This is a genomic window from Arthrobacter sp. Leaf141, from assembly GCF_001424565.1.
GTDB lineage: Bacteria > Actinomycetota > Actinomycetes > Actinomycetales > Micrococcaceae > Arthrobacter.
In genome coordinates, this window is sequence record NZ_LMOL01000005.1 from 700606 (window position 1) to 726010 (window position 25405).

A 25405-nucleotide genomic window follows, 5' to 3' on the forward strand; every position below is an offset into this window, starting at 1 on the left:
GCAGGCGTCGCAACTGGAGGTGCAGTGGCAATCTTTACGGACCCCATCAGGGAACATGCTGATTTCGGGCCGGGGGATGCGGAGTGGCTGCACCTCCTGGTGGGGGACTGGCAGATGGTGGCGGACCTGGCGTTCGCCGACCTGGCACTCTGGTTCCCCCACCCTGACCACGGCTATGTCGCTTTGGCGCACGTCCGGCCCTCCACCACGCACACGGTGTTCCATGGGGACTTCGTGGGCGAGGGGATCCGGTCTGACCTGCAGCCCCTGGTGGACAAAGCCTGGCACAGCCGCACCATCGAGCGTTCCAGCGAAACCAACTGGAGCAGCGACATGGCGTTGCGCGTCGAAGCGGTTCCAATGGTGCGCAATGGGCGGACCCTCGCCGTCGTCACCACGCACATGGACCTGTCCAGCTCGCGCATGCCGTCCCGCCTGGAGCTGACCTACCGCCAGTGCGCCTATGACCTGCTCCGGATGGGGACGCTGGGCCTGTGGCCTGATTTCGCCTCACCTACCGGCTCCCGCCGCGGTGCGCCGCGCGTTGGCGACGGACTGATCAGGCTCGACGCCGAGGGCATCGTTCAGTACGCCAGTCCCAACGGCGTATCGGCTTTCCGGCGGCTGGGTGACGGCGAATCGCTGGAAGGCCGGTCGCTGGCGGAGGTGACCGCGAGCCTGCTGAAGGACCGGCGCATGGTGGACGAGACCCTGCCCCTGGTGGTAACGGGCAGGATGCCCTGGCGCAGCGAAATCGAGTCCCGCGGCGTAAGCCTGTCCCTCCGGGCCATCCCGCTGCGCGATGAGCAGCAGCGGTTCGGCGCCCTGGTCCTTTGCCGCGACGTGTCCGAGTTGCGGCGCCGCGAAATGGAGCTTGTCACCAAGGACGCCACCATCCGGGAAATCCACCACCGGGTCAAAAACAACCTGCAGACCGTGGCGGCACTGTTGCGGATGCAGTCCCGGCGGATGGTCAGCGATGAGGCGAAGCAGGGCCTGGAGCAGGCCATGCGCCGGGTTGCCACCATCGCCCTGGTCCATGAGACGCTGTCCCAGGGCCTGACGCAGAGCGTCGACTTCGACGAACTGATCGGCCGCCAATTCCGCCTCTCGGCGGAGGTTGCCTCCCCATCCCAACAGGTCAAAACCGAGCGCTCCGGAACGTTCGGAGAACTGCCCAGCGATCTTGCAACGCCGCTTGCCCTGGTCATCAACGAACTCGTAACCAACGCAGTGGAACATGGGCTGGCCGGCAAGGCTGGGACGGTTTGGCTGATTGCGGACCGGACGGACGGGGACAACGGCGAAGAAATCACGGTGACCATCGCCGACGACGGGGTGGGACTTCCCGAGACGCCGCACGTTGAGGGACTGGGACTGCAGATTGTGCGCACCCTGGTGACCAGCGAACTGGGTGGCAGCATCGCGTGGCTTCCCCGCGACGGCGGCGGAACCGCGGTCCAGATCCTGTTGAGCCTCGAAGGCAAATAAGCCCCTCGCGTTACCCGCGGCGGCGGGAACGCAGAAGCCCCGGTGGCAACCTTGTGAGGTTGCCACCGGGGCTTCCGGCTAAAGCCATGGTTGGGGACCGAGCCCCGCGGGATCAGGAGGCGCGGCGGGCCCTGGCTGCGCGGCGCTTAAGGGCACGGCGCTCGTCTTCACTCATGCCGCCCCACACGCCGGCGTCCTGGCCGGACTCAAGGGCCCATTGCAGGCAGGTGTCCACCACCGGGCAGCGACGACACACGCTCTTGGCCTCCTCGATCTGCAGGAGGGCAGGTCCCGTGTTTCCCACGGGGAAAAAAAGTTCCGGGTCCTTTTCGAGGCACGCTGCGCGGTTACGCCAATCCATGCTGATCAGTCGCTCCAATTCTGGGAAAAGCTCTTGTGAAATTATTCACTAAGCGCTACAAAGGAAAAGGGCCCGGCAGGGCCCCGTTGGTCATCTGAATCCAGCCTGTCATGTTAACGCTGTGTAAACAAGGGGTAATAACGCTTGATATCCCGGGAACGCTGAGCGATACATCACACTGTGGGGGCAGGCCCGCACCACTGTCCGACTATGTCCGGTAGGGTGCCAGTGTGTCAAGACCCCCCGCACCGCCACCAGAGCCCGCCGTCCCCGCGGAGGAACCGGACAGCCGCCCGGATTCCGCTGTGGGAGACATAACCCTCCACCGCCCCCGGGCCGTCCTTGTGGTGGCCGGTATCGTGGCCGCCGAGGCCACCGCACTGCTGGTGGCCGCAGCCTGGTACGGCTACCAACTGTTCTCCGGCAGCCCCGTGCTTTCTTTCTGGGGAGCCGTGTTCACGCTGGGGCTGATGCTGGCTTTTTCGGCATGGCTTTACGCCACGGCGGTTTTCCTGAGCCGCGGCTACCGCTGGACCCGGGCCGCCGCCCTGGTGGCACAGCTATTTGTCCTGGTCATCGGATTTCCGAGCATCAGTGGTGGGGTAGTGATCCCCGGCCTGTTGATGGTTATCCCGGCGATCATTGCCACCTTGCTCCTTTTCAGCAGCAAAGTCATTGGCTTCGCGACCCGGACCGGGAACCCGGCGCCCACCCTCTGACGGTCCTGCCGGTCCTGACGGTCCTGCCCAGGCCACCTGGACAGGGCGGGAACGTCCGTTGGACACCAGGACCGCCCGTCCTGGCGGGGGCCTGTCCTCGAGTTCGAAACGGATTCCCAAAAGATCCCCGTCCGCCAGGCTCCGCGGCGACAACAGCAACGCGGTTCCAGCGGCCCGGACGTCCGTGGCGAGCGGAAACCGGTGCATCAGCAGGGGGCTGAACCGGGCCGTAAAAACCACTGCGTAGCCCAGGTTGTGCAAGGCTGCCAGATCCGCCAGCGCAGCGGCCGGCAGCAGGTCTGCGTCATCGGCCAACAGCACGGTACTGCGGGGAAGCCGGCCCGTGCCCGCCTCCGCCAGGGCGCGCTGGAGCCTTGGAGTTGCGTCGGCATCAGCGGCCAGCTGCAACCACCGGTCCGGGGCCGGATTCAGTGCCTGGATGGCAGCCAGGACCGCTGACTTGCCGCTTCCCTGCCCGCCCAATACCGCCAGCACGCCGCCGGGCGGGAGCGGCAGAGAAGCGGGAGCCAGTTCGTCGCCGCCGATTCCAAACACCAGTGATGGGCCTGCGGCCGCCGTGCCGGCAGCTGCAGCGTACGGGTGCGGCCCAGGAAACCGGGTCCGAACCTGACTGACCGTCACCACGGCAGGCAACGGTTCCACCTTGAAGGGACGCCGTTCGACCTGTGGCGCCACCGGCGTTCCGGGCGACCCAACAAATACCTGGCATACCGCAGCGTTGCTGCCGGCCACGGGCCCGAAAGCCACAGCCCGCCCCCTGGCGGCCGCGACGGCGGGCAGTCGCGGCCAGGCCAGGCGGCCTTCCTCCGTGGAACCGGCAGGGAAAAACAGCCTGTTGGGCAGCGCCCCGAAAAACCTTGCAGTCACCAGTTCCCGGCCGCCGGAAACAATGATGGTGATCGCTGCCTGCGAGCCATCCCGGACCAGGTCGTGAACCAGCTCTTCGGCCCACGCCAGCGGACCGGCACGGAACGCCGAAACCCAGGATCCCCAGCCGGTAATGACCAACACCAGTGGCGTGCCGGATTCTTCTCCGCCGAGCCTGCGGGCCATCTCCTGGTGCAGCAACTCGAGGACCCGGACGGCATGGCGTGCCTCATGCAGGCCGGCGTGGGCACCCGTCCGGTGATCGCCGGCCCGGTGGCGGAAGGCGCCAACGGCGTCGAGGTAGTACAGGTGGCTCTCCTGAGGGTGCGAGGCAAGCCCTATCACTGCAAGTTCCAACGCATCCAACGCTCCGGAACCGGCTCCGCCCAGCAGGGCCAGATGGCTGTCCAGGGCCGGATCCCACACCAAAGGAATGACCTGCTGTTCCGCCGGCAGGTCCAACAGTCCCAGGCCAACGGGCCGGGACTGCACGCCGGATTCGGATCCGGCGCCTGCAGGTCCCCGGCCGCCACGCCACGGCGGGCCGACAGGCCGCTGATTGTCGATTACGGGCTCCTGGACCAACAACGGCAATGGCGCTGCTACCGGCCGCCTTGGGGGCGCCCCGTTCCAGCTGGCCCACAGGTCCCTGACCAGGGCCACCAGTGGAGCTGCTGCGCGGGCAGGGGTGGGCGCAGCGTCAGGTTCACCGGAGCCGGCGCCGGGATGTTCCAACTGATCCACCGCCCGCCGCACCCATAACGGCGGCGTTGCCCGACCCGTAGCGCTGGTTGCGGTTTGAAACTCCTGGATGCATTCACTGCCCCGGGCCAGGAATGCCCGGCCCGGTAAGCCGATGCCGATGGCGGCGGCCGCCGGGGATCTGATGATCTCCATCGATTCCATCTCCGACTGGACACGAAGGGCGATGCTGGACGTGACATTGGCCCGGATGTCCGCAGTGAGCGCACCCTGGGGCCGCTGGGTGGCCATCACCAGGTGCAGGCCCAGCGACCTGCCAACGGCAGCGATCCGCATCAGTTCACGGAGTACCTCGGGTGCATCGTCGACCAGCATCCGGAACTCGTCGATGATAATCACCAGGTGGGGGAGCGGCGGATCCCCCGGTGCGGGCAGGAAGGCGCCGAGGTCCGGGACGCCCGCAGCGGCGAGGACCCGCTCACGGAACCGGACTTCGGCACGCAGGGAGGCCAGCGTCCGATCCAGTTCGTGGCTCGAGAGGTCGGTCAGCAGACCCACGCAGTGAACCAGCCCGGCCAGGGGACCCAGGCCGGATCCGCCCTTGAAATCAATAAAAAGAAAAGTGACCCGATCCGGCGGATACGTGAGGGCTAACGCCAGGGCCAGCGTCCGCAGCAGCTCCGACTTGCCTGATCCCGTGGTCCCGGCCACCAACAGGTGGGGGCCGTCCGCTTCCAGGTCAAACCCGCACGATCCTTCCGGTCCCAGCCCCAGCGGAACTGGAAGCCCGGCCTGCCCGGCACCGGATTTCCAGCGGAAGGCCGTTTGGCCGGCGGAGGTCGGAACCAGCGCACTGAGTGGGCAGGCCGCCGGTGTTGGCTGCGTGCCCGGATCCGGACGCATCGGAGCCGCTGCTGACTGACGGCAGAAGCGGCTGAAAACAGACTCTGAGGCCAGGTCCGGGACAAATTGCAGCCGCCGCGGGCCTGACTGCACGGTGGATCCCCGCCCGGAGAGGATCACAGTGGAATCGTCCGGGCCTCCTGCCGGAAAGAACTGCAGGACGCGCCAGCCCCGGCGCAGAGCCTCACCAGGCAGTCCATCGCCGGTGCTGTCTTCGGCTGGGTCTGCCGGTGAACCAAGGACCAGGAAAACGCCGGCGCCGCCATTCCGGGACAACGCATCCAGGCATGCAGGCGTGGTGGCGGTCAGGGCCACCTGTGGCAGATACCGCGCGGCCAGGGGCAGCAGCGAAGCGGGACCGTGGACAAGCACCCGGGCATTGCGGCCCCGCGGGTACCCCGTCAGCTGCATCAGGAACGACCGGCACATCCCCAGGACGAGGTCTCCGGGCCCGCGGATGGTTGCATGCCGGATACCCGGGTCCAGCGACACGGGGACAGTCCCCGCTGACGGGATGCGGGCACCGGGAACAGGCGGTTCGATCAGGACATTTGCCGGCCGCCGGGCCAGGCCCAGCCGGAGCCACAGGCCGTCCGGCGGCGGATCGTCAGAGGTCCCGGCAGCCTGCCGCGCTGCCAGTGCCACCAGGGACAGGGCCGGAGCGGACTGCACCCGCCGCTGCCGGTCCTGTTCCACGGCCGACCGGACGGCCGCAGAAAGTTCGCGCCTGTAGCGGCGGGAAGCTGCCACCGGAAGGGCGACGGAGACCGCGGACACAGCAGAAAACGCCAAAAACAGCCACATCCCGGTGAAAGCCGAGAGGCCGACCCCCACCACAAGTGGCAGGAGGGCAGGCAGCAGCAGGGCCCTGCTGAACGGTTCGCTCCGGCCGGGGACCACCAAGGGCATCTGCACGGAAAGCCCGGCATCCGACAGCGGCGCCTGTGGCACATCGACGAAAACGAGGGACATGGTGGTGTTGCCGCACCGGATGCCCGACGAGGTGGACACCGTCGCCCGGTTGACCTGCACACCGTCAACCTCGGTGCCGTTGGCACTGTCCAGGTCGACAAGAACGATGTCTGTGTCCGTGACAACCAGCCGGGCATGTTCGCGGGAAAGGTCAGGGTCCGGGATGGAGATCCGCGCATGGTCGCGGCCGATGGTGTAGGTTCCCCGCCGCAGGGGTATCAGGGTGCCGGCGCCGGGTCCGCTGTGCACTGCGAGTGTCAGTGACGCCGGTGGCAGGCCATGGCTGCCGGGCCGCTGGGCACCCCGGCCCTGCTGGCGGTCCGTGCGGTACCTTGCTCCGCAGGCCACGAGCACCGCCCCATTGACCAGGGGTGGCGTTCCAACGGCCAGGGAGCCCAGGTCCTGTCCCGCCACCGTCACCCCAACCACGGCATAGGACGCCGCGAGGACTGGGAGCAGGTCACTGCCGGGAGTCCCCGAAGGGGCTGCAACGGTCAGCTCCAACGGTTCCGTTGACACCGCTGAGCCGGGGCGGCCCACCAAGGTGAAATGCAGTGTCATGGTTGTGGTCCTTACCTCGTTGCCACCACGCTAGCCAGCAGGCTTCCCGCCGTCGCGGCTGCGGGTTTCCATGTGGAAAAGTGCGGATGTCAGCGGGCGTCCGGTCTCGCCGGTGGCAGCCGCCTCGGTTAGGATCGCTACACCATCACCTCCGTCCGTTTGGAAAGCAGGCGCCTCCCGTGAGCACCGTAGCCGCCAGCGCAGACGTCTCCGCGGATGCCCTGATCGGTGCCGGGACAAAAGTCTGGCATCTGGCCCAGGTCCGGGAGGCTGCACGTGTGGGGGAGAACTGCGTTGTGGGCCGGGGGGCCTACATCGGCCCCGGAGTGGTGCTGGGCAATAACTGCAAGGTCCAGAACTACGCCCTGGTCTACGAACCGGCAGTGCTGGCGGCCGGTGTTTTCATCGGCCCGGCAGTTGTGCTGACAAATGATGTTTTCCCCCGCGCAGTAAACCCCGACGGCGGCCTGAAGACTGAGGACGACTGGCACAAGGTCGGCGTCACCATCCTGGAAGGCGCCGCTGTGGGTGCCCGCGCCGTCTGCATCGCCCCGGTGACCATCGGGGCTTGGGCCACTGTGGCAGCAGGCGCCGTTGTCACCAAAGATGTGCCGGACTTTGCCTTGGTCGCAGGGGTCCCGGCACGCCGGATCGGGTGGGTAGGGAAAGCCGGGCAGCCGCTGCGGCTGGAGGGACAGGACTGGGTTTGCCCGATCACCGGAGCGCATTACCGGGAACACGACGGGACCCTGCGGGAGGCCTGATCCATGGGCCGTGCGTGCCGCCGATATTGGTTGGCTTCATACCCCCTCAGGTACGCTAGAGCCGCAGACCCTGCACAACAGGGTGCTGCCCGCTTTCTATCCAGGAGATTTTGTGACCGCTGACCTCGTTATCGTAGGGTCCGGCTTTTTTGGCCTGACAATTGCAGAGCAAGCCGCAACGGAGCTCGGGCTCAAGGTCGTTGTCCTCGACCGCCGCCACCACATTGGTGGAAACGCATACAGTGAAAAAGAAGAGCAGACGGGAATCGAGATCCACCGCTACGGCGCGCATCTCTTCCACACCTCAAATGAGCGGGTCTGGGAGTACGTCAACCGCTTCACCACTTTCACAAACTATGTGCACAAGGTTTACGGCGTCCACAAGGGCGAGGTCTACTCACTCCCCATCAACCTGGCCACCATCAACCAGTTCTTCCGGGCCAACCTCACCCCGGGCCAGGCCAAGGACCTGATTCAGGAACAGGCAGGCGAACTGGCGGGAACCGATCCGCAGAACCTCAATGACAAGGGAATCCAGCTGATCGGCCGGCCCCTCTATGAGGCCTTCATCAAGCACTACACCGGTAAACAGTGGCAGACGGACCCCAAGGACCTGCCGGCCGGCATCATTTCCCGGCTCCCGGTGCGCTACAACTATGACAACCGGTACTTCAACGACAAGTATGAGGGCCTGCCCACCAACGGTTACACGGCCTGGATCGAAAAAATGGCCGAACACCCGAATATCGAGGTCAGGCTCAACACCGACTTCTTCGACGAAAGCCACGAGTACAGCAAGGAAAAGGTGGTTGGCACCATACCCGTCATCTACACCGGGCCTGTCGACCGCTACTTCGATTTCTCAGAGGGCGACCTTTCCTGGCGGACCATCGACTTCGAAGAGGAAGTCCTCGACGTCGGCGATTTCCAAGGCACGTCAGTGGTGAACTACAACGACGCCGACACTGCGTACACCCGCGTCATCGAACCACGGCACTTCCACCCCGAGCGGGAGTACCAGACTGAGAAAACCGTCATCATGCGCGAGTTCTCACGTGCGGCCGAAAAGGGCGACGAACCCTATTACCCCATCAACACGCCGGTGGACCGCGACCGTTTGCTCAAGTACCGCGATCTTGCAGCGGCGGAAAAGGACGTCCTGTTCGGCGGGCGCCTGGGTACCTACAAATACCTGGACATGCACATGGCCATCGGCTCTGCCCTGGCAATGTTCGATAACAAGATCCGGCCGCATTTCGAGAGTGGCGCCAAGCTGGAAAGCGGAGGCGTCGACGCATGAACGAAGCTCCGGGCTGGGCCACCCTTCAGCGGGTGATTTTCCCGCCGGAGTCCGGGGTGGACACCATGTCGCTCTATGCGGACGCCGGCCCGGCCACCGGGGCACGGTTCAAGGAGAGCGATGAGTTCGCCAGGAACCCCAAGCCTGTCGAGGAAAAACTCCACCTTGTAGGTTCAAGCTCACGCGACGTTCATTTCGATGATCTGCTGTCGCGCCACTCCATCCGGGTTCGGGCGGGCGAGCAGCTCTCCCTGGGAACGTATTTTAATGCCTTCCCTGCAAGCTACTGGCGACGCTGGACCCAGTTGCGCGACATCCGGCTTGTGGTTGAGACGGCAGGACACGGCTCCGTCGCGGTCTACAAGTCCAATGCCCGCGGCACCGTTCAGCGGGTGGACGGCGCGAGGGTGGACGGCGACAGCCGGACAGAGTTCCTGCTGTCCATCAAACCGTTCGGTGATGGCGGCTGGTACTGGTTCGACCTGGCATCGGGCGCCGGGGACCTTGTCCTGAAGGAAGCCCGCTGGGAGGGACCGCCGGCACTTCGCGCCGGGGAGCAGGCCACCATCCAAATCACCACCATGGACAAGCCGGACTTCTGCCTGGCCAACATCCGGACACTGGCCGACCACCCCGAAGCGCTTGAACTCGCAAGGGAAGTCATTGTTGTCGATCAGGGCTCCCGGAAAGTCGTCGCCGAGCCAGGCTTCGCTGATGTCGCTGCGCGGCTGGGATCCAAGCTTCGCATCATCAACCAGGCCAACCTGGGCGGCTCCGGCGGCTTCGCCAGGGGCATGTACGAGGGCGTCAACAACGGCAGCGACTATGTCCTGCTGCTTGATGATGATGTGGTCATCGAGCCCGAAAGCATCCTGAGGATGATGGCATTCTCGGGCCGCTGCAAGAACCCCACGATCGTGGGCGGGCACATGTTCGACCTTTACAGCCGGAGCACCCTGTATTCGATGGGTGAGACCATCGACGCGCGGACCTTCTCGCCGAGCCAGCCGCACGAGGACATGCAGATGCGGCACGACTTCAGTGTGTCAAACCTTCGTCAGACTCCTTGGCTCCACCGGCGCTTCGACGTTGATTACAACGGCTGGTGGATGTGTATGGTCCCCACGTCGATCATCCGCGATATCGGTTTGCCGCTGCCGCTTTTCATCAAGTGGGACGACTCGGAATACGGGCTTCGCGCACGGGCTGCCGGATACCGCACAGTTTCGCTGCCCGGCGCGGCCCTCTGGCACATTTCATGGCTGGACAAGGACGACCTTGTGGGCTGGCAGGCCTACTTCCACAACCGCAACAGACTGATTACTGCGCTCCTGCACAGCCCGCATCCCAAGGGTGGGGATGTTCTTGCCAGGTCGTTCCAGGAAGATGTGAAACACCTTGTTTCGCTCCAGTACTTTACGGCACAAAACCGCCTTCAAGGCCGGGACGACCTGCTCGCGGGACCTGGCCGCCTGCACCCGACACTTGGCACCCAACTGGCCCGCATCAACGAGGCCCGCAATTCCTACACTGATGCACAAATGGTGGAGGACGTAGACGACTTTCCGGCGCCCGCCTTGGGGGCAGGACTGTCGGCGGGATCCGACAGCAGGATGCCGGCGAAGAAGGACATGGTCAGATGGGGTGTGGCCACGGTGGCACGGCAGTTGCTCAAACAGCCTTCAGCGGAGTCACTGGAGCGTCCCCAGGCCTATCTTGCGCACCTTGATAACCGCTGGTTCCGCATTGCGAATTTCGATTCGGTGGTTGTTTCAAATGCCGAGGGCACCGCTGCGTCCTGGTACAAGCGCGATCCCCGCAAACTGAAAGCCATGCTCAAGCTCTCCGCCGTGCAGCATGCCAGGCTGTTCAGGAACTGGAACTCCCTCGCAGAAACCTACCGCTCGGCCCTGCCGGACCTCGTATCGATGGAATCCTGGCGGAAAACCTTTGATGATGCAGGCAAGTCGGCCGCTGCCTCTGAATAGCCGTCCTGGCGCGGCTGCCGGTCGGCTGCAGCCGGCCGGGGCGCGCTGGGCCGGATGGTCAGCCAGCGGTGCAGGCAAAGGCCGCTGACAGCGAGTACCAGCAGGTACATGGCCGTCAGGCCCTGCCAGGTTCCCGGGGGCTGCCAGAGCGGCTCGAACATCTCTGTCCAGTTGACGTGGTCCTGGATCCCCAACGTGTAACGGCGCATTCCTTCAAGGAAAACGTACGTGTGCGCCAGGATGGCGAGGACGATGCTCCACCGGAGCAGCGACGAGCCCCAGGGTGTCACTTTGTACGGGCGGAAGCGGACGGTGACGCCGGCCGCCAGAATCATCGTCACAACCATCGCCAGGGCGTACCGGCCCTGCCAGATCCAGCCCAGCTGCTCACTGGAACTTGCCTGCAGGACAACAGGAATCACGAGCACGGTCAGCGTGAGCAGCACCATTGCCCACCGCCCACGGACCGGACGGGACGTATAGGCGTGAAGCAGCATGGCCCCGAAGCCGAGGACCCAGGCGTAGGTGGCGGCGACGGGCGGTTGTGTGTCGAGCCAACCGAGGACACCCACGTACTGGGCCATGAAGGCGACTGTTTTATCCACCATTTCCACAGCCGCCACGTCTGCCGGGATGGATTCACTGCCGGCCAGGAGGCTTTCGAAGCTCTTTGCCGAGACAACCCACCAAAGTGCGAATGAGCATGACAGTCCCACGGCCAGGACGGCGGCCTGGGCCCGCCTGTCCCGCAGCGCCCGGAAGAGTGCAGGGGCGCTGTGACAGAGCATGGCGGAAAGGGCGGCAATGGCAAGCCAGAGCAGGGAAAGGGGCCGGGTATGGGCCAGCAGCGCACCAGCCAGCGCAAAAATGACAAGCAACAGGCTGCTGATTTTTGTTTTACGGGCGGACTGTTCAAGGATGGCGCAGAGGCTCATGAATACCGCACCTGATGCAGCGATTTCCAGGGCGTTGGGATTAATGGCGCCGGTGAGGAAAAATACGGACGGCGTCAGGGCGATGGCGCCGGCAATAACAGGCCTTTGAAAGCGGCGAAGGGAAGCAGCCGCACAAAAGATTGACGCAAGAAAAAATGAAACAAGCCAGGTGTTGATAAGCCGCATCGCATAAATGGCCGGCTCGCCGCTGAGGCCCCGGCTGCCGAGGCCAACAATTGCATAGTAGACAGGATTGTAATTGCCGGCCGACGTCTTGGCGGGAATCCAGGTCCTGTCGCCGGCATCAATTTGCTGTGAGCAGTCCGGGGTGACATCCGACTTTTGGGCAAAGCAGCTGTACTCGCCAAGGTGCGCAATGTAGCCCGGGACATTAACGGTGAGCGGCTCACCCTGAATGCCGGAGCTGCTGCCGCTGAATTGTCCCCTAGCCACGGCTGCGGCTTTGATGGCGTGGGCGGGCTCGTCGGGGACCGACATAAGGGGAGAAGCGAAGCTCCAGATCGACCCCAGGCAGCCAAACAGCAACCAAGCGGTGACCAGGACGAGGACCGGGGAAGGTAGCTGGTTGAGGCTGGATGAACGACTGTTTTTGGGCGCCAGAGCCTGCCTCTTGAAAATCTGCATGATAGTTTAAATGGTACTTGGAGCTGTGCCGTTCGCTGGCTGAACACTCCGTACCACTGGAGAGGCCACCCATCATGCGAAAATCTGCTCCCAGGGAGTCGTCCGCCTCAGCGGCGACCGCAGCAGACCCTGCCCCGTCAAACGTTGCGGTGGTCCTTTACCGGCATCCGATAGTCCGGTTCCTGCTGGTGGGCGGGTTGTCTTTTGCGCTTGACCTGGGGCTTTTGGCGATATTCCATGAGGTATTCGGGGTGCCGCTGTGGATTGCCACGCCCATCGCATTCCTCATCAGCCTGGTATTCAATTTTCTGTTGCAGCGGATTTTCACTTTCCAGGCGAATAACAATGGAAGCGTCAGCGCGGCAAAATACGTGCTGCTGGTGATTGTTAATGTCTTGGTCAGCGATTTGATTGTCACCGGCTTTGACGCGGCGGGCTGGTCATATATTTTTGGAAAGGCGTCGGCAACAGCGCTGACGACAGTTTGGAATTACTTCCTCTACCGGCACTGGATTTTCAAGCGCGTTCCTGAAGAGTACAGCGGTTCCTGAACTATCCAACGGGCCGGTTGTGCCCTCTGGCTTGCATGGGTTGTGCCGACACGACGAAGTCCCCGTCCCGGAAGGGATGGGGACTTCGTCGTTTCAGTCCGTAGGGCCGGTCTCAGCCCGGATGCCGCCCGGAGGCATTCGTGTTCCCGCACCCACCGGCGAACCCGGCACAGGAGCGCTGGGCAGCCCGCTGGGCCCGGTGGACGGAAGGGCCGGGCTGGGCTTCCCGGTCCGGACCGGGCTCTTGCCCTCGGGACGCCACACGGGAAGCTGCTGTCCGCCATGCAGGTACCGGAAGAGAATCAGGCCTCCTGCCGCGGTGACCAACAGATAGGCGACGCTGAGGACAAACCAACCAAGTGGCGGCTGCCAGTGGGGGGACGAGAAGAGGGTCTGCCAGTTGGCTATTTCGCTGATACCAACAACGTAGCGCCGCAGCACGTAGACGAAGGTCAGGGTGTGGCAGAAAACCATTACCCAGAAAACGACCCGTGAGACCCTGACGGCAGCCGGGCTGGCGGGGAAGCGGAGTTTGCGTAATCCGAGTCCCACGCTGATGAACAGGACCATAACGAGGGGCAGGGTGTACCGGCCCTGCCAGATGAATCCCATCCCCCGCCACAGGGCGGTCTGCAGCAGCGCCGGCACCAGGTACAGCATGGCCAGGGCCACCCAGTAACCGGTCCAGTGCCGAAGCGGCCGGACGCAGAAGGGGACAATCAGTGCTGCCACCATCAACCCGCCCCAGACAAGCTGGACCAGTTCCGGCGCCGGTGTGTCGAGCCAGCCCATGGTGCCGATGTACTGCGGGAAGAAGTCGTAGGTGCGGTCAAGCATGATGATGAATCCGCGGTACAGCGGTGCATCGGGATGCGGGCTTGCAATGCCTTCCGGCGCCACGCCCACGTTTGCGGGCCCGTTGGATGCCAGGTACATCCACACCAGGCCCAGCACGGCGCCGGGGACTGCCAGCCCTGCGGCTATCAGGACGCGCTTGTCACTGAAGACGGCAACCGTGCGGCGGAAGCGGAATGAACAGACACCGACTACCAGGGCGCAGAGCAGCCAGATCAGTGATATTTGCCGGGCGTTGGCAAGGACCACCGTTGCCGCAGCAACCGTCGCCAGGGCCGGAATCACCCTTTTGGTATTGCGCCAGTTGTCCAGCACCACAACGAATCCCGCGAAAGCGGCCATGGTCGCAGCGATTTCCAGGGAGTTCGGATTGATGCCACCGCCCAGGAACAGGACCATTGGCGTGACACTCAGTGCAGCAATCAGCACCGGGAATTTGGGGCGCCTCAGTTCAGTAAGGGCTGTGAAGCCGGCGGCAAAGAACACCGCACACAGCAGCGCGCTGACCAGGCGCATTGCGTAGAGGGCCGGCGCGCCGGACATGAACAAAGTGGGCAGGCCAACCACCCAGTAGTACATGGGGTTGTAGGACCCCGCGGACGTCACCCCGATGTTGGTGAACGTATCGTCCGAATAGATGGGGGCCGTGCAGTCAGCCGCTTGGGTGCGGTTGAACTTGTAGCAGCTTTGCGCGTGCAGGCTGGCGATGTAATTGGGAACCCGGACATGGACACCATGGCCGAACGAAGTGCCTTCCTCGACCAGGACCTGGCCCCGGACCACGGCAGCGGCCTTGATGGTGTGTGCCGGTTCATCGGGAGCACCCATCAGCGGGGTAGCCAAGGACCACAGACCGAACAGGAGGGAGAAGATGGCGGTGAGGAGAGCGAACGTCGGCAGCGGCCGGGGAAGGCTGCGGCGTCCGGTGTTTTTCGTAAGGATGGTCATTGTCCGCCTCCAACGGTGCTGATGAGCCTGCGGGCGTCGGCAATGGCTTTTTTACCCGGAGACATCACGAACGCGAACGCATTGGCGTTCTTCTGCGCCTCTTCACTCAGGACGCTTTCAGCCATCGACTGGGTCAGCCTGCCCAGCTCGGGTTCCTCGTACTGCCGGCAGACGTAGACATAAATGACTGTCGCGAGCGCGTAGCCGGATCGGCCGTCGAGGCCCTGCACCACGGACCTTGCCGAGGACTGGACTGTGCCTGTGCTGACGGCGTCGACAACCGAAGTGGCCTGCAGCCGCCGGGGCTTGCCGTCGAAGACCAGTTGCGCGGCAGTAAATCTGTTGCCGATGATGCTGCCGTCCAGGATCGACAGCCCGCCGTCAGTGTCGTCGAGCTTGTTCGCAAGGTCCAGCGGCGGTGAGGATACCTGTCCCAGGACCGTTGACGGCAAGGAATCAGGGGTGGCAGGCGTCCAATCCACGCCGGCATCCCGGCCGAGATAGTCGTTGACCGGTCGGACAGTGTCCGATGGACCTTCCGGGACCAGCACCGTGATCCCGAGATCCGGCAGGTCTGTTTCGGGGTTCAACTCGAGCAGGCGCGGGTCGTTCCAGCGTGTGATCCGGCCTTCAAGGATGCCGGCAAGGACCGGCGCATCCAGCACCACGTCACTGACGTCCTTGATCTTGATGGCTACACCCACCGGCAGGACTCCTGCAGCGAAGGAGACGGCACCGTCGGCCGTGCACATCCCGCGCACGGATGCGGCCACATCGTCCGGAAGCGGGGATGAGCCAACAGCAAAATGGGCCTGCCCGTCCTGGAAAGCCTTGAGGCCGGGGGCTGTGCCGTCCGGGGAGTAGCTTACCGAGGCGCCCTTGACGGCTTCGCCCCAGGCCAGGCCCCAGGCACTGACTGACCCCTGGGCGGCATTGCTGCCGATTCCGGTCAAAGCACCCTGGATGGTACCCGGGGGAGTGGTTGAACAGGCAGCCAACGACAGGAGGCCCACCAGCAGTCCTGAAGTGCGTATTTTATTGCGGTTGGAAAGGTGAATCACGTGTCAAGCCTAATGCCCACACCCGGCGGCGACGGGCAGGCCGCCTCCCGCGGGACGCCCGGACATCCTCACCCGCAACCCGAGATCCGGTACAGCCGCGCTGCGTCGCCTTCTGAATCAACGAGGGTAAGCCCCCTGGCCTGGCCAATATCCGTGACACCCGGATAGGTCTCGGAGCCAGGCAAATCGATGAGGTAGTCGGAACCGAAATCCAGGACGTACTGGACGTTCTGGTTGCGAAGGGCGGGACACAGCCCGCTCACGTCGGGCCCGTCCTTGAGGCTTTCGTTGATCAGCTTTGCGTCCGGACCGGCTTCTGCAAACAGGTGCGCGGTCAGCACTCGCCGTCCCGTGTACGCGTAGGCGAGTGAGCTGCCGTTCCAGGGATTGTCGGCAATCACGGCGTCAGCTGGAACGTGGTCCGGCAGGCGTTTCAACAGGGCCAGTTCAGCCGGGGTCAACAAGTCGGAATCGGCACTCAACTTGTACACCCCTGATGCGCCGCGGATGTAGTGTGTGAGCGGCCCGGCGGTACTGGCCAGGGCCAGCAGGACGATGGTTGCCGCCGCGGCGACGAGGGCGGGACCGCGGCCGCGGAGTTGTGCCCGGCCTTCAAGTGTCCCCTGCAGCCTGGCCGCCATGGCTGACGACTGCCACCAGTCCCAGAGAGCCAATGCACCGAGCACGGCAAGGGGTGTGGCGAACAGCGGCAGGAGCGCTGCGAGCCTGTAGGTGTCGCCGTACCAGGTGCCTATCAGTGCGTCCCGGACGGCACCCTTGGGGAACGACGCGGCCACAACGTAAAGGCCGCCCAGGACAGCGTATGAGAATGCCATCCAGCGGTGCTTTCGTTGCCGGAAAACGGTGAGCAATCCGGCCACTGAGAGGGCGGCGACAATAACGGCCGGGATCGTGGATTGCATGGTGCTGACCGTGAGGATTTCACCGACGGCGGCGCCCGGCTTAACTGCCGGGCCCCAACTGTCGTACGGGGCTGGACGCAGCTTGAACCACAGCAGGGCCGCAACCAGGAGCACGGCCAGGCTGGCGGCACTGAACAGGACGGACCGGAGCGCGCCGGCCCGGAGGCCGGAGCGCCTCGCGATGCGCCACCAGAGCAGTCCAGCCAGGGGCAGGCCCATCGCTATGGTGGTGTTGACCGAGCTCGTGTGGGCGAAGGCAAGGCCGCCCAGCCCGAGTATCAAGGCAAAAATCCAGCTGCGCAGGGGGTCCGTGCGGGTCCGCCCGAGCCGGACAACGGCCGCGAGGCAGGTGATCAGCGCCGGCATCATGCTGACGGCCAACGCGTAGGGGAACAACGGACCCCAAACGATCATGAGATACGGGAAGGCAACCTGGGCCGCTGCAATGATCCCTGTGACCACCAGGGCTGCGGGCCGGCGCGAGATGGTTTTGGCCACCAGGAACAGGCAGGACGCGGGCCAGAGGACAGCGGCGATAACCAGGTTCAGGGCGTTCTGCGCCGTGGCGATGTCGACGGCGGCCACCTGGACCAGGAGCGCGGCGAAGGAGTGCCATGCCGCGGGATAGACGGCGTCCAGGCCCGATACCCCCTGCAACGCAGCGAGATTGAGCGAGGACGCGTTGCCGGTATCCAGGATGAACCGGATGGCGTTCAGGTGGAAGACATTGTCGAACACCTGCGAAGGGTCTGCCGGCGAGCCCACCAGCTGCGCAAACCTGATGGCTGTTGGGATTGTCGCCAAAGCCAACGCCGCGAAGGGCAGCCATTGGCGGAGGGGCGGCGCCCCTGTAAGACGCCACCTGACTCCGCGCGTTACTGCCAACGCTGCTGCGGCCAGCAGGGCACTGACCAAAAGGTAAGGCAGGATGCTCCACGGCACGCCAATGGCCCCGCCGAGTACCCCTGCCAGGCCGGCGGACGCAGTGGACAGCAGGGGCGCCAGGCCAAGGATGGCTCCGGCGCGGAACTTCAGGCACGCACCGATCAAAGCGCCCGGTATATACAGGAGCAGCACTGCCACGGCTATCGCAGGTACGGCGCCAAGCCAGCTCACAATGCGGCCCCGTCAACTTCGCGGGTCGGGGCCTCGCCCCTGACCAGGCGCAGGATGGCCAGCAGTTGGATGACGGTAACTGCCACTTCGCCGATCACCAGGCCGAGGGCGCCGCCTTGGCCGCCCATAAGGCCCGACAGGATAATCATGGCCGGCAGACCCAGCACTGCCCCAACAATGGTGCTGTAGAACACAACGCGCATCTTCTTGGCCGGTACAAGCCAGTGCGCCCCGGTGGAGGTTGTGACGCAAACCAGGAAGAATGACAGGCCAAACCAGAAGCAGGTCCAGAAATCGGCAGGCACCTTCGGGAACAGCATGAAGCTGACCCACGGCCCCAGGAGCGCCAGGAGCGCCCAGCCTGCAAGGCCGAGGCCGGTGAGGGCCCGGAGTGAAAACACCCGTCTGCGGGTATGGTCGCCGCCGTGTTCGCTGACCCAGCCCTGAAGGCTGTTACCCAGGGCAGCCGTGGCGAGGAGCCCGATCCGGTAGAACTTTTCGGCCGTTACGAAGGATGCGAGTCCGGCCGTTGACGCGGCAAACTGCACCACAAGCACAGGTGTGGACGCGTAGGCCCCGGCCGCAGCGGTAATGCCGGCACCCGCACGCAGCGCCCAGATTTCCTTCAGGATGGCGGTAAGGCCGAGTCCGCTGAAATCACTTCGGTTCGAGTGGTCCTTGTTGAACCAGAGGGTTCCCGCCAGCCCCAGCACTATCAGGGCAAGCGGGTAGAAGGAGATCTCACCCGTTGCAAACAGCAGGGGAATGACGCCCAGTGTTGCCACCATCCGGGGGAGGACGTCGTATTTGGCAATGCGCCCGGCATGTCCGGTCGCGATGCAGTACCAGGCCGGGGTCAACCCGGCAGCGGCCTGGGCGCAGGCCATCAGGAAGGCAAGCCAGAACTGGCTGGCGCCTGTGGTGAAGGCCAGTGTGAGCGCCATCAGCGGCACGGCACAGACAAACATGAACGAGCGGGTGACGAAGCTGACGGCGTAAAAGCGCCGCCGCACGGTCTCATCACCGGACGCGGCGACCGCGGCCGGGCCGGTCAGGGGCCAGCCGAGCCCGATGAGGATGGCAGCGATGGCACCGACGGCCTGTCCCACAGCGAGTGAGTTCCAGGCAGGAGCGCCGCCAACGTTGGCGATGATGGGCAGCAGGATGAAGGAGGACAGGGACGCCAGAAGCGGCAGCCCGGCGAACGCTGCGATCCTTTTGATCATGCTGCCGTCTCCCCGGTGCCGGCAGCGGCCTTACATATAGTCATAAGCGTCCTTGCCGAGCTGGCCTTTTACAAAGACGTCTTCCACTTCGCTCCTGAACCTGGACTTTTCGTTCAGGATGGCGGCGCGGTAGCGGTCCTGTTTGGCAACCTCGGCGTCAAAGTTGCCAATGAGCTGCGGGAGCATGGCTGCGGCAGCCGATACCTCGTCCTTGCCCGGCGTGATTTTGTGTTCCCAGGGGACGGGGACGTCGGCGTAAAAAGCTCCGGAGCCCCGGCGGGCCACGATGCTGAGCGCGCCGGACAGTGCCGCCTCGCGGGGCATCCGGTCTTTTCCGGGATGGTGGCCCAGGTCAAGGTAGACCCCGCAGCCCTGCAGGGTGCCCACCACTTCTGCCCGGGTCATGCCAACGATCGGCTGCCATTCGATCGAGGGCGGGCACAGTTTCTTCACGGCCTCGATGATGTGGCCGCCCTTGGCCGGGTTGTACGTCACCAGGTTCACGTTGCGGCTGGTTTCCGGATGGGCCTGGAATTCGCTGTTGGGTGTGTAGTCGGAGATCAGGGACGGCACAACATCAAAGCGTGTCGCCACGAAGGCCCACGCGTAAGAGGACTGGACGAGGTGGACCACGTCGCGGTCGTTGCGGAGGAACGCGGGGGCCACCTTGTTTTTCCACATCCGGGCGAAGGGGACGGCAGCTTCTTTGGCCTTCTCAAAGGGGCCGGCATCACTTCGGTGCCACATCCGCTCCGCCATAAACGTGAGGGAGTTATCGATGCTCAACCACCAGCACATGCGGCGGGCCAGTTTTACGCCTGACATCTCGTAGACGTAGGTTTCCGGATACACCACAACGTTTCCGGGGGCGTCAATGATCGCCGGGGCCTCCGGCGCGTTGTAGATGTTGTACTGCTCAACCCTGTCGTTGTGCACCGTGTGCGGGTGCGGAACGAGGTAGGCGTCGCGGCCCAGTTCGCGCAGCATGTCGACAAGCTGATGCAGTGCTTCCGGGCCGCCGGTCCTTAGTCCTTTGTGGTACAGGACGAAGATGGTTCCTGAGTGATCGGTCATGGGTGGTCCTTCGATTTCGGCCGCGCAGTGGGGCGCCGGCGCTGCATGATGGAATTCCTGCTCAGCGCAGGCGGGCGGCCAGGGCGTCGTCGATCTTTCCCATCTTCAGGCGCTGGGCGTCACGGACGCCGGCCAGGGCGGCCACAAGGTGCTTGCGCCGGTTGGGACCAAAACCAAACCGGACCACATGGCTTTGGATCTCCATGTAAATCCGGCGCAGCACCCATTTGGGCTGCTTGAAAGCGTACCGGCGGGCGAGGACCAGGGAGTTCCTGGTGATGTAGTAGACCCGGAAAGGTGCGTGGTAGTACACAAAAAGCTTTTTCGCGCCGACGTGGGCATGCCACCCGAGGATCGTCATGGGACGCGCATTGCCCAGGCTGTGCTCAAGGTTGCAGCCCCGCCCGGCAAGGGCACGGAGCCCCTTTTCGCGGAGCCGGGCATTGAATTCCGAATCCACGCAATCAATGAAGAATCCCTCATCAAAGGACCCCACAGCGCTGAAGGTACTGGTGCGGACCAGGCTGCCGCTGGTCATGGGGTCAAAGATCTGCGGTTCCTCCGGGCTTCCCCAGGACGGCAACGGGATGTTGTTGTGCGACTCGGCGCAGACCATGCCCACGGTGGCCGGTTCGGAGGAGGAGGCAGCCGTTGCCAGGGCCGAAGCTACGTAGTCGCCGGTGAAGCGGGAATCCTGGTCCATGGTGACCACCCATTCCGGGTCCCAGCGGCTGATTGCTTCGTTGACGCCCAGGTTGAGGGCCCGGGCAATGCCGGAATTGGTGCCAAGGCGGACCACCACAGCGCCGGCGTCTTCCATGGCCCGCAGCGATTCGGTGACATCCGCCGGCGATCCGTCGTCAACCACCACCACGTGCTCCACATACTGCAGGAGCCATTCGATGTTTGCCACGTTCTCGGGGCCGGGGTTGAATGCCGAAACCACACCGCACACGTTGCGGGCACGGCTGGTCACTGCCGGTTCTTCCGCGCCCATCAGACGGCCCCCACCTGGTGGAAGCGCCGGAGCGCCGTGGCAAGATTGCGGACAAATGCCAGCCTCGCGCGCAGGATCTTGGAGGCCGAGCGGATGCCGCTGGGGGTCAGGTTCTCGCCGTGGAGCCGATGCAGGATGGTGTCTTCTTCCAGGTAAACGATCGAACGGTTGACGTTGCCCACAGTTGCTATCCACTGGTCGTGGGATTCGTCCATATAGGCGGGAAACGGCAGGATCTGGGCCAGGAGCACACGCCGGAATGCCATGGCACAGCCCCAGTGCAGCCGGTACCCCACCACGATGCCCGCAAGGTTCCGGACGGTGTGGTCCGAATCGGCCGCTTTCAGACGGATGTCGTGGAAGCGCCCTGAGGGCCCCTCAACGTGCCGGCAGTTGCTGACCACCATGTTTCGGCCGTCAAGGGCGGAGATCATCCGTTCCACCCGGCCCGGCAGCCAGACATCATCCTGGTCCGAAAGGAACACGTATTCGCCGCGGGCTTCACCCAGGGCCCGTTCGAAAGTACGGACGTAGCCCACGTTGCGGTCGGCGTTGATCAGCCGGATCCGGGGGTCGTTCATGCCTGCGACCAGGTCGGACGTCGCGTCGGTGGAGCAGTCGTTGACCACCACCAGTTCGTCGTGGGGTCCGATTTCCGGCAGGATCGAAGCGATTTGTTCTTCGATGTGGCGGGCGCCATTGTATGCCGCCATGCACACGCTGATGCGCGGCGAAGGGGCAGTTGCGGGCTCCATAAGTTTTTTCTCCTCGGGCCTCCGGGCGGTGCCAGCGGGGCGGGCAGGGTCCCCAGCAGTCTAGCAAGCCGGGCCTGCAGGGAGGGACGCGGTGCCGGTCAACTATAATTGGTGGAACACTGCCGGCGAGCTCTTCGCGCGGAATCCACGGAAGGAACCTCAGGTCCATGACCGTTGACGTAATGTTGCCGTACTACGGCGATGTCCATCAAATGAAGCTCGCAGCCCGCAGCGTGATGAATCAGGAAAACCAGGACTGGCGGCTCGTGGTTATCGACGACGGCTACCCGGATCCCGAGCCTGAGCGCTGGTTTTCCACGATCACGGATCCCCGGGTCACGTACCTCAAGAACGAGCAGAACCTGGGTGCCAACGGAAATTACCGTAAGGCCCTGACCCTCGTCGAGGCACCGTATGTTGTCATCATGGGCGCAGACGACGTTATGCTGCCCAACTACCTTGACCTCGTAACGAGCGCGTTCGCGGAATACCCGAAGGCGGACGTGATCCAGCCGGGTGTCCAGGTGATCGACGAGCAGGGAATCGCCTGCACGCCGCTCGTGGATGCGGTGAAAAAGATCTACGCTCCCAAGACCAGCGAGCGGATCGAACTGAAGGGCGAAGTGATGGCCACCAGCCTGGTGCGTGCCGACTGGGCTTACTTCCCGTCCCTTGCCTGGCGCTCGGAGACTGTGAAGCGCATCGGCTTCACCGAGGGCCTGGATGTGGTCCAGGATCTTGCTCTCCTGCTGGACATCGCCGCCGAGCATGGTTCGATGATTGTTGACCCGGTCCTGGCGTTCCTGTACCGCCGGCACTCGGCGTCTGACTCGTCGGTTCGCGCGCTTGACGGCCGCCGTTTTGATGAGGAACGACGCTTCTTCCAGCAGCAGGCGGAACGTTTCGCGGCCATGGGTTGGAAGGGCGCCGCGAGGGCCGCGAACTTCCATACGACGTCCAGGCTCAACGCCGCGTCGTTGATCCTGAAGTCCGTCGGCAAAGGCAAGTTCGACTCGCTGCCCAGGCTGGCGAAGCACATCGTGCGTTAGGAAGCCCCGTAACGGAGTGGGCTTAACGCCGTCGGGTCCCCAACAGAACACTGTTGGGGACCCGATCGCGTTAACGGGACCGTCAGCCCTCCGGGTCCGCTGCACCGGCGTTCCGGGTGCCGGACTCGAAACGGTGCTGCAGGACTTTCAGCTCGGATTTGAGGATTGCCACTTCCTCGCACAGGATCCTGACCTCGTCCTCGGCCTGGGACTGTTCCCGGGACAGGTGGAGGCAGACGCCCACCAGCAGCACAAGCGTCATGATGAACAGCAGGTTAGCCGGGACCTGGATGCCCAGCAGCCCGCTGGCTTTTTCCAGCAGGGAGGGGAAGGCCGACAGCAGGAGGGTGCCGATGCCCACCACAATCCAGAGGATGGCGTACTTTTCCCGTAGTTTCTGGCGGCGGAGCATTTCGAAAACAAAAAAGAGTATTGCCAGGACGACAATGGAGCCCATCAGGAGCGACATGTTGGATTTCCTAGTTGGTAGACGGCTCGGTTTTTTTCCGGGTCAGCGCGAACAGGAGCGCCAATCCGGAGCGTCCAAGGTACATCGCTGCCTTGACAGGGTTGTGGCTCGGCGTGCCACCCTGCCGCTCCCGCATGGACACGCCGACCTGCTGGACTGTACAGCCTGAGCGGATCGCGACGACCAGGGAATCGATGGTGTCCCCGAGGTACTCGGCAGGGTAGTGATCCACGTACTGGCGGATGGCCTTGGAGTTCGCCGCCCGGAATCCTGAGGTGACGTCGGTGAGTTTTGTTCCGGCCAACCGGGAGATGGTCCAGGCCAGGACGTTCATGGCCCACTTGCGGGGGCCGCGGACCTCGTAGTTGCCTTTGTCCGCGAATCTGGCGCCGATGGCAATGTCCGCGTGTTCGAGGCCGTCCAGGACGGCTTTGATGTCCCTGGGATCGTGCTGTCCGTCTGCGTCCACCTGGATCACCTGGCTGTACCCGTGGGTCTTGGCGTATTTGAAGCCCGTCCGCATGGCGCCGCCCACCCCCATGTTGAACGGCAGTTGCAGCACGATGGCCCCGGCGGCCCGGGCCACGTCCGCGGTGTTGTCCCGCGACCCGTCGTCCACCACCAGCACGTCGCAGGAAGGCCCGAATTCAAAGACCTCCGTGATGGTTTTCCCAACGGATTCTGATTCGTTCCATGCAGGCATGATGACCAGAGTGTCGGACCGTGTCACTTCGCGCGGTCCACATTCTCGACGTAGCTCTTGAGGCGCGTTGAAACGAGCGGAAGCTCCAGCCCGGAAGCTTTGATCTTGGCCAGGTCCAGTGCGCTGTTCAGAGGGCGGGGGGCTGCGGACTTGCCCTTGAAGTACTCCTCGGTACTCACCCCGGTCACCGACCCGCGCGGTTTGCCGGACAGCTCGTAAACGTCCGCTGCAATGTCAGCCCACGACTGCGGCTCGCCGTCGTTGCTGAGGTTGTAGGTCCCGTACGCTGCACCTGACGTCAGCAGATGCCTGATGCCGGCCGCGATGTCGCTGGTGAAGCTGAGGCGTCCCACCTGGTCGTTGACCACCGACGGTTCAATGCCGCGGTCCGCCAGCGAGGCCATGGTCCGGACGAAGTTGTTGCCTTCGCCGATCACCCAGCTGGTCCGCACGATGTAGTGGCGCGGAACCACGCTGACGATCGCGTCGCCGGCGGCTTTCGTTTGGCCATAGACGCCGAGCGGCGTCAGCGGTTCCGTTTCGTGGTGGACTGCCAGGCCGCCGTCGAACACGTAATCGGAGGAGACGTGCACCAGCGTGAGGTCATGTTCGACGGCGGTCCGCGCCAAACGCGATACGGCGGCGACGTTGACGGCCCAGGCGGCCTCGCGGCCTTCGGGGGTCTCCGCGGTGTCCACGGCGGTGTAGGCGGCCGCGTTGATGATCGTGGAGTAGTTCTTCCAGTTCCGGCCGGCGAAGGCTTCGTCGCTGCCGAGGTCGAACCCGGCGCGGCCGGCGAACTCAACGGAAGGGTCGCCGTCGTACAACCCGCGGAGGGCCTTGCCCAACTGGCCGTCGGCACCCACCACCAGGGTCTTTTTCGCGGGCATGGGGATCACGTCAGCCAGGCGCGGGTGCGCCTTGTCCTTGTCGGACAGCTCCGCCTGCGCCAGGGAAATGGGCCACTGGATCGCTGAAACCTCATCCGCAAGGTTGAGGAACGTGTACTGGCCCTGCGCGTCCGCTGACCAGTGGTCGTTGACCAGGTACGTGTACGCGGTGTTGTCCTCGAGGGTCTGGAACGCGTTGCCCACGCCGCGGGGAATGAAGATCGCCTGGCTGGCGTCCATTTCGGCGGTGAAGACGGCGCCGAACGACGGGCCTTCGCGCAGGTCAACCCACGCGCCGAAAATCCGGCCGGTGGCCACGGAGATGAATTTGTCCCACGGCTCCGCGTGGATGCCGCGGGTGGTGCCCGCCTTCTCGTTGAAGGAAATGTTGTTCTGGACAGGCTGGAAATCCGGCAGGCCCAGGGCCACCATCTTTTCCCGCTGCCAGTTTTCCTTGAACCAGCCGCGGTTGTCGCCGTGGACGGGCAGATCGTAAAGGACAACGCCCGGAATGGGTGTTTCCGTGGCCGTCAGCTTTTTGCCGAACTCGATGGCCATG

Annotated in this window: 19 protein-coding genes and 1 pseudogene; 7 read left to right on the forward strand and 13 right to left on the reverse strand. The window is 64.2% G+C overall.

All coding sequences use genetic code 11. From position 1 onward, the window contains the following. Nucleotides 1–24 precede the first annotated feature (24 nt). Nucleotides 25–1491 carry a sensor histidine kinase gene (locus ASF72_RS05765; RefSeq protein ID WP_050685605.1) on the forward strand — a complete coding sequence of 489 codons (1467 nt, stop codon included), beginning with the start codon at nucleotides 25–27 and terminating at the stop codon, nucleotides 1489–1491. 112 nt (nucleotides 1492–1603) lie between these two features. Here the strand turns inward: ASF72_RS05765 and ASF72_RS05770 are convergent, their stop codons facing one another. After that, complete coding sequence (locus ASF72_RS05770) at nucleotides 1604–1852, reverse strand: WhiB family transcriptional regulator (RefSeq protein WP_015937605.1); 249 nt, start codon at nucleotides 1850–1852, stop codon at nucleotides 1604–1606. Nucleotides 1853–2082: 230 nt separating this feature from the next. Here ASF72_RS05770 and ASF72_RS20275 point away from each other — a divergent pair, with 230 nt between their 5' ends. Then, the gene (locus ASF72_RS20275) at nucleotides 2083–2571 is read left to right on the forward strand and encodes a hypothetical protein (RefSeq protein ID WP_442854152.1); all 489 of its coding nucleotides are present in this window, start codon (nucleotides 2083–2085) and stop codon (nucleotides 2569–2571) included. A 1806-nt stretch (nucleotides 2572–4377) separates the two neighbouring features. Here the strand turns inward: ASF72_RS20275 and ASF72_RS20935 are convergent. Further along, nucleotides 4378–6597: pseudogene (locus ASF72_RS20935) on the reverse strand (FtsK/SpoIIIE domain-containing protein); the annotation flags it as partial. A 179-nt stretch (nucleotides 6598–6776) separates the two neighbouring features. Here ASF72_RS20935 and ASF72_RS05780 point away from each other — a divergent pair. The 3 genes from ASF72_RS05780 to ASF72_RS05790 all read left to right on the forward strand — a co-directional run bounded on the left by ASF72_RS05780 (nucleotide 6777) and on the right by ASF72_RS05790 (nucleotide 10649). Further along, on the forward strand, nucleotides 6777–7361 hold the full coding sequence (locus ASF72_RS05780) for an acyltransferase (RefSeq protein ID WP_050685606.1): 585 nt from the start codon (nucleotides 6777–6779) through the stop codon (nucleotides 7359–7361). 112 nt (nucleotides 7362–7473) lie between these two features. Then, a complete protein-coding gene (gene glf / locus ASF72_RS05785) occupies nucleotides 7474–8661 on the forward strand; it encodes a UDP-galactopyranose mutase (protein WP_050685607.1) in 1188 nt (395 codons plus the stop codon). Next, nucleotides 8658–10649: a glycosyltransferase gene (locus ASF72_RS05790; RefSeq protein ID WP_056597188.1), complete on the forward strand. Its 1992-nt coding sequence runs from the start codon at nucleotides 8658–8660 to the stop codon at nucleotides 10647–10649. The genes glf and ASF72_RS05790 overlap by 4 nt, the downstream gene beginning before the upstream one ends. Here the strand turns inward: ASF72_RS05790 and ASF72_RS05795 are convergent. Beyond that, complete coding sequence (locus ASF72_RS05795; protein ID WP_082484046.1) at nucleotides 10559–12229, reverse strand: DUF2142 domain-containing protein; 1671 nt, start codon at nucleotides 12227–12229, stop codon at nucleotides 10559–10561. The two genes, ASF72_RS05790 and ASF72_RS05795, sit on opposite strands and share 91 nt — an antisense overlap. Nucleotides 12230–12303: 74 nt before the next feature. Between ASF72_RS05795 and ASF72_RS19965 the strand changes: the two genes are divergently transcribed. Then, the gene (locus ASF72_RS19965; RefSeq protein WP_082484048.1) at nucleotides 12304–12780 is read left to right on the forward strand and encodes a GtrA family protein; all 477 of its coding nucleotides are present in this window, start codon (nucleotides 12304–12306) and stop codon (nucleotides 12778–12780) included. Nucleotides 12781–12873: 93 nt separating this feature from the next. On the opposite strand, the gene ASF72_RS05810 is transcribed toward ASF72_RS19965, so the two are convergent. The 7 genes from ASF72_RS05810 to ASF72_RS05840 form a co-directional block, all read right to left on the reverse strand. After that, nucleotides 12874–14583 (reverse strand): DUF2142 domain-containing protein, encoded by a 1710-nt coding sequence (locus ASF72_RS05810; protein WP_056597192.1) that lies wholly within the window; start codon nucleotides 14581–14583, stop codon nucleotides 12874–12876. Beyond that, nucleotides 14580–15644 carry a substrate-binding domain-containing protein gene (locus ASF72_RS05815; protein WP_082178293.1) on the reverse strand — a complete coding sequence of 355 codons (1065 nt, stop codon included), beginning with the start codon at nucleotides 15642–15644 and terminating at the stop codon, nucleotides 14580–14582. The genes ASF72_RS05810 and ASF72_RS05815 overlap by 4 nt, the downstream gene beginning before the upstream one ends. A gap of 68 nt (nucleotides 15645–15712) precedes the next feature. Then, nucleotides 15713–17683: a DUF6541 family protein gene (locus tag ASF72_RS05820; protein ID WP_056597194.1), complete on the reverse strand. Its 1971-nt coding sequence runs from the start codon at nucleotides 17681–17683 to the stop codon at nucleotides 15713–15715. Beyond that, nucleotides 17680–18909, reverse strand: coding sequence for a lipopolysaccharide biosynthesis protein (locus tag ASF72_RS05825; protein ID WP_050685618.1), 1230 nt, complete (start codon nucleotides 18907–18909; stop codon nucleotides 17680–17682). Before ASF72_RS05825 ends, ASF72_RS05820 begins: the two co-directional genes overlap by 4 nt. A gap of 30 nt (nucleotides 18910–18939) precedes the next feature. Then, complete coding sequence (locus ASF72_RS05830) at nucleotides 18940–19983, reverse strand: hypothetical protein (RefSeq protein WP_056597195.1); 1044 nt, start codon at nucleotides 19981–19983, stop codon at nucleotides 18940–18942. Nucleotides 19984–20044: 61 nt separating this feature from the next. Beyond that, nucleotides 20045–20959, reverse strand: a complete 915-nt coding sequence (locus ASF72_RS05835) for a glycosyltransferase (RefSeq protein ID WP_235504660.1) — start codon at nucleotides 20957–20959, stop codon at nucleotides 20045–20047. 20 nt (nucleotides 20960–20979) lie between these two features. Further along, on the reverse strand, nucleotides 20980–21735 hold the full coding sequence (locus ASF72_RS05840) for a glycosyltransferase (RefSeq protein ID WP_056597199.1): 756 nt from the start codon (nucleotides 21733–21735) through the stop codon (nucleotides 20980–20982). 167 nt (nucleotides 21736–21902) lie between these two features. On the opposite strand from ASF72_RS05840, the gene ASF72_RS05845 reads away from it, so the two are divergent. Continuing rightward, a complete protein-coding gene (locus ASF72_RS05845; RefSeq protein WP_050685624.1) occupies nucleotides 21903–22784 on the forward strand; it encodes a glycosyltransferase family 2 protein in 882 nt (293 codons plus the stop codon). A gap of 82 nt (nucleotides 22785–22866) precedes the next feature. Here ASF72_RS05845 and ASF72_RS05850 read toward each other — a convergent pair whose 3' ends face one another. From ASF72_RS05850 to ASF72_RS05860, 3 genes are read right to left on the reverse strand one after another with little or no spacing between them, the layout of a single operon-like run. Continuing rightward, nucleotides 22867–23253: a DUF2304 domain-containing protein gene (locus tag ASF72_RS05850; protein ID WP_050685625.1), complete on the reverse strand. Its 387-nt coding sequence runs from the start codon at nucleotides 23251–23253 to the stop codon at nucleotides 22867–22869. Nucleotides 23254–23263: 10 nt separating this feature from the next. Next, nucleotides 23264–23956: a glycosyltransferase family 2 protein gene (locus ASF72_RS05855; RefSeq protein WP_050685661.1), complete on the reverse strand. Its 693-nt coding sequence runs from the start codon at nucleotides 23954–23956 to the stop codon at nucleotides 23264–23266. A 23-nt stretch (nucleotides 23957–23979) separates the two neighbouring features. After that, nucleotides 23980–25404, reverse strand: a complete 1425-nt coding sequence (locus ASF72_RS05860) for a sugar nucleotide-binding protein (protein ID WP_056597201.1) — start codon at nucleotides 25402–25404, stop codon at nucleotides 23980–23982. Nucleotide 25405 lies beyond the last annotated feature (1 nt).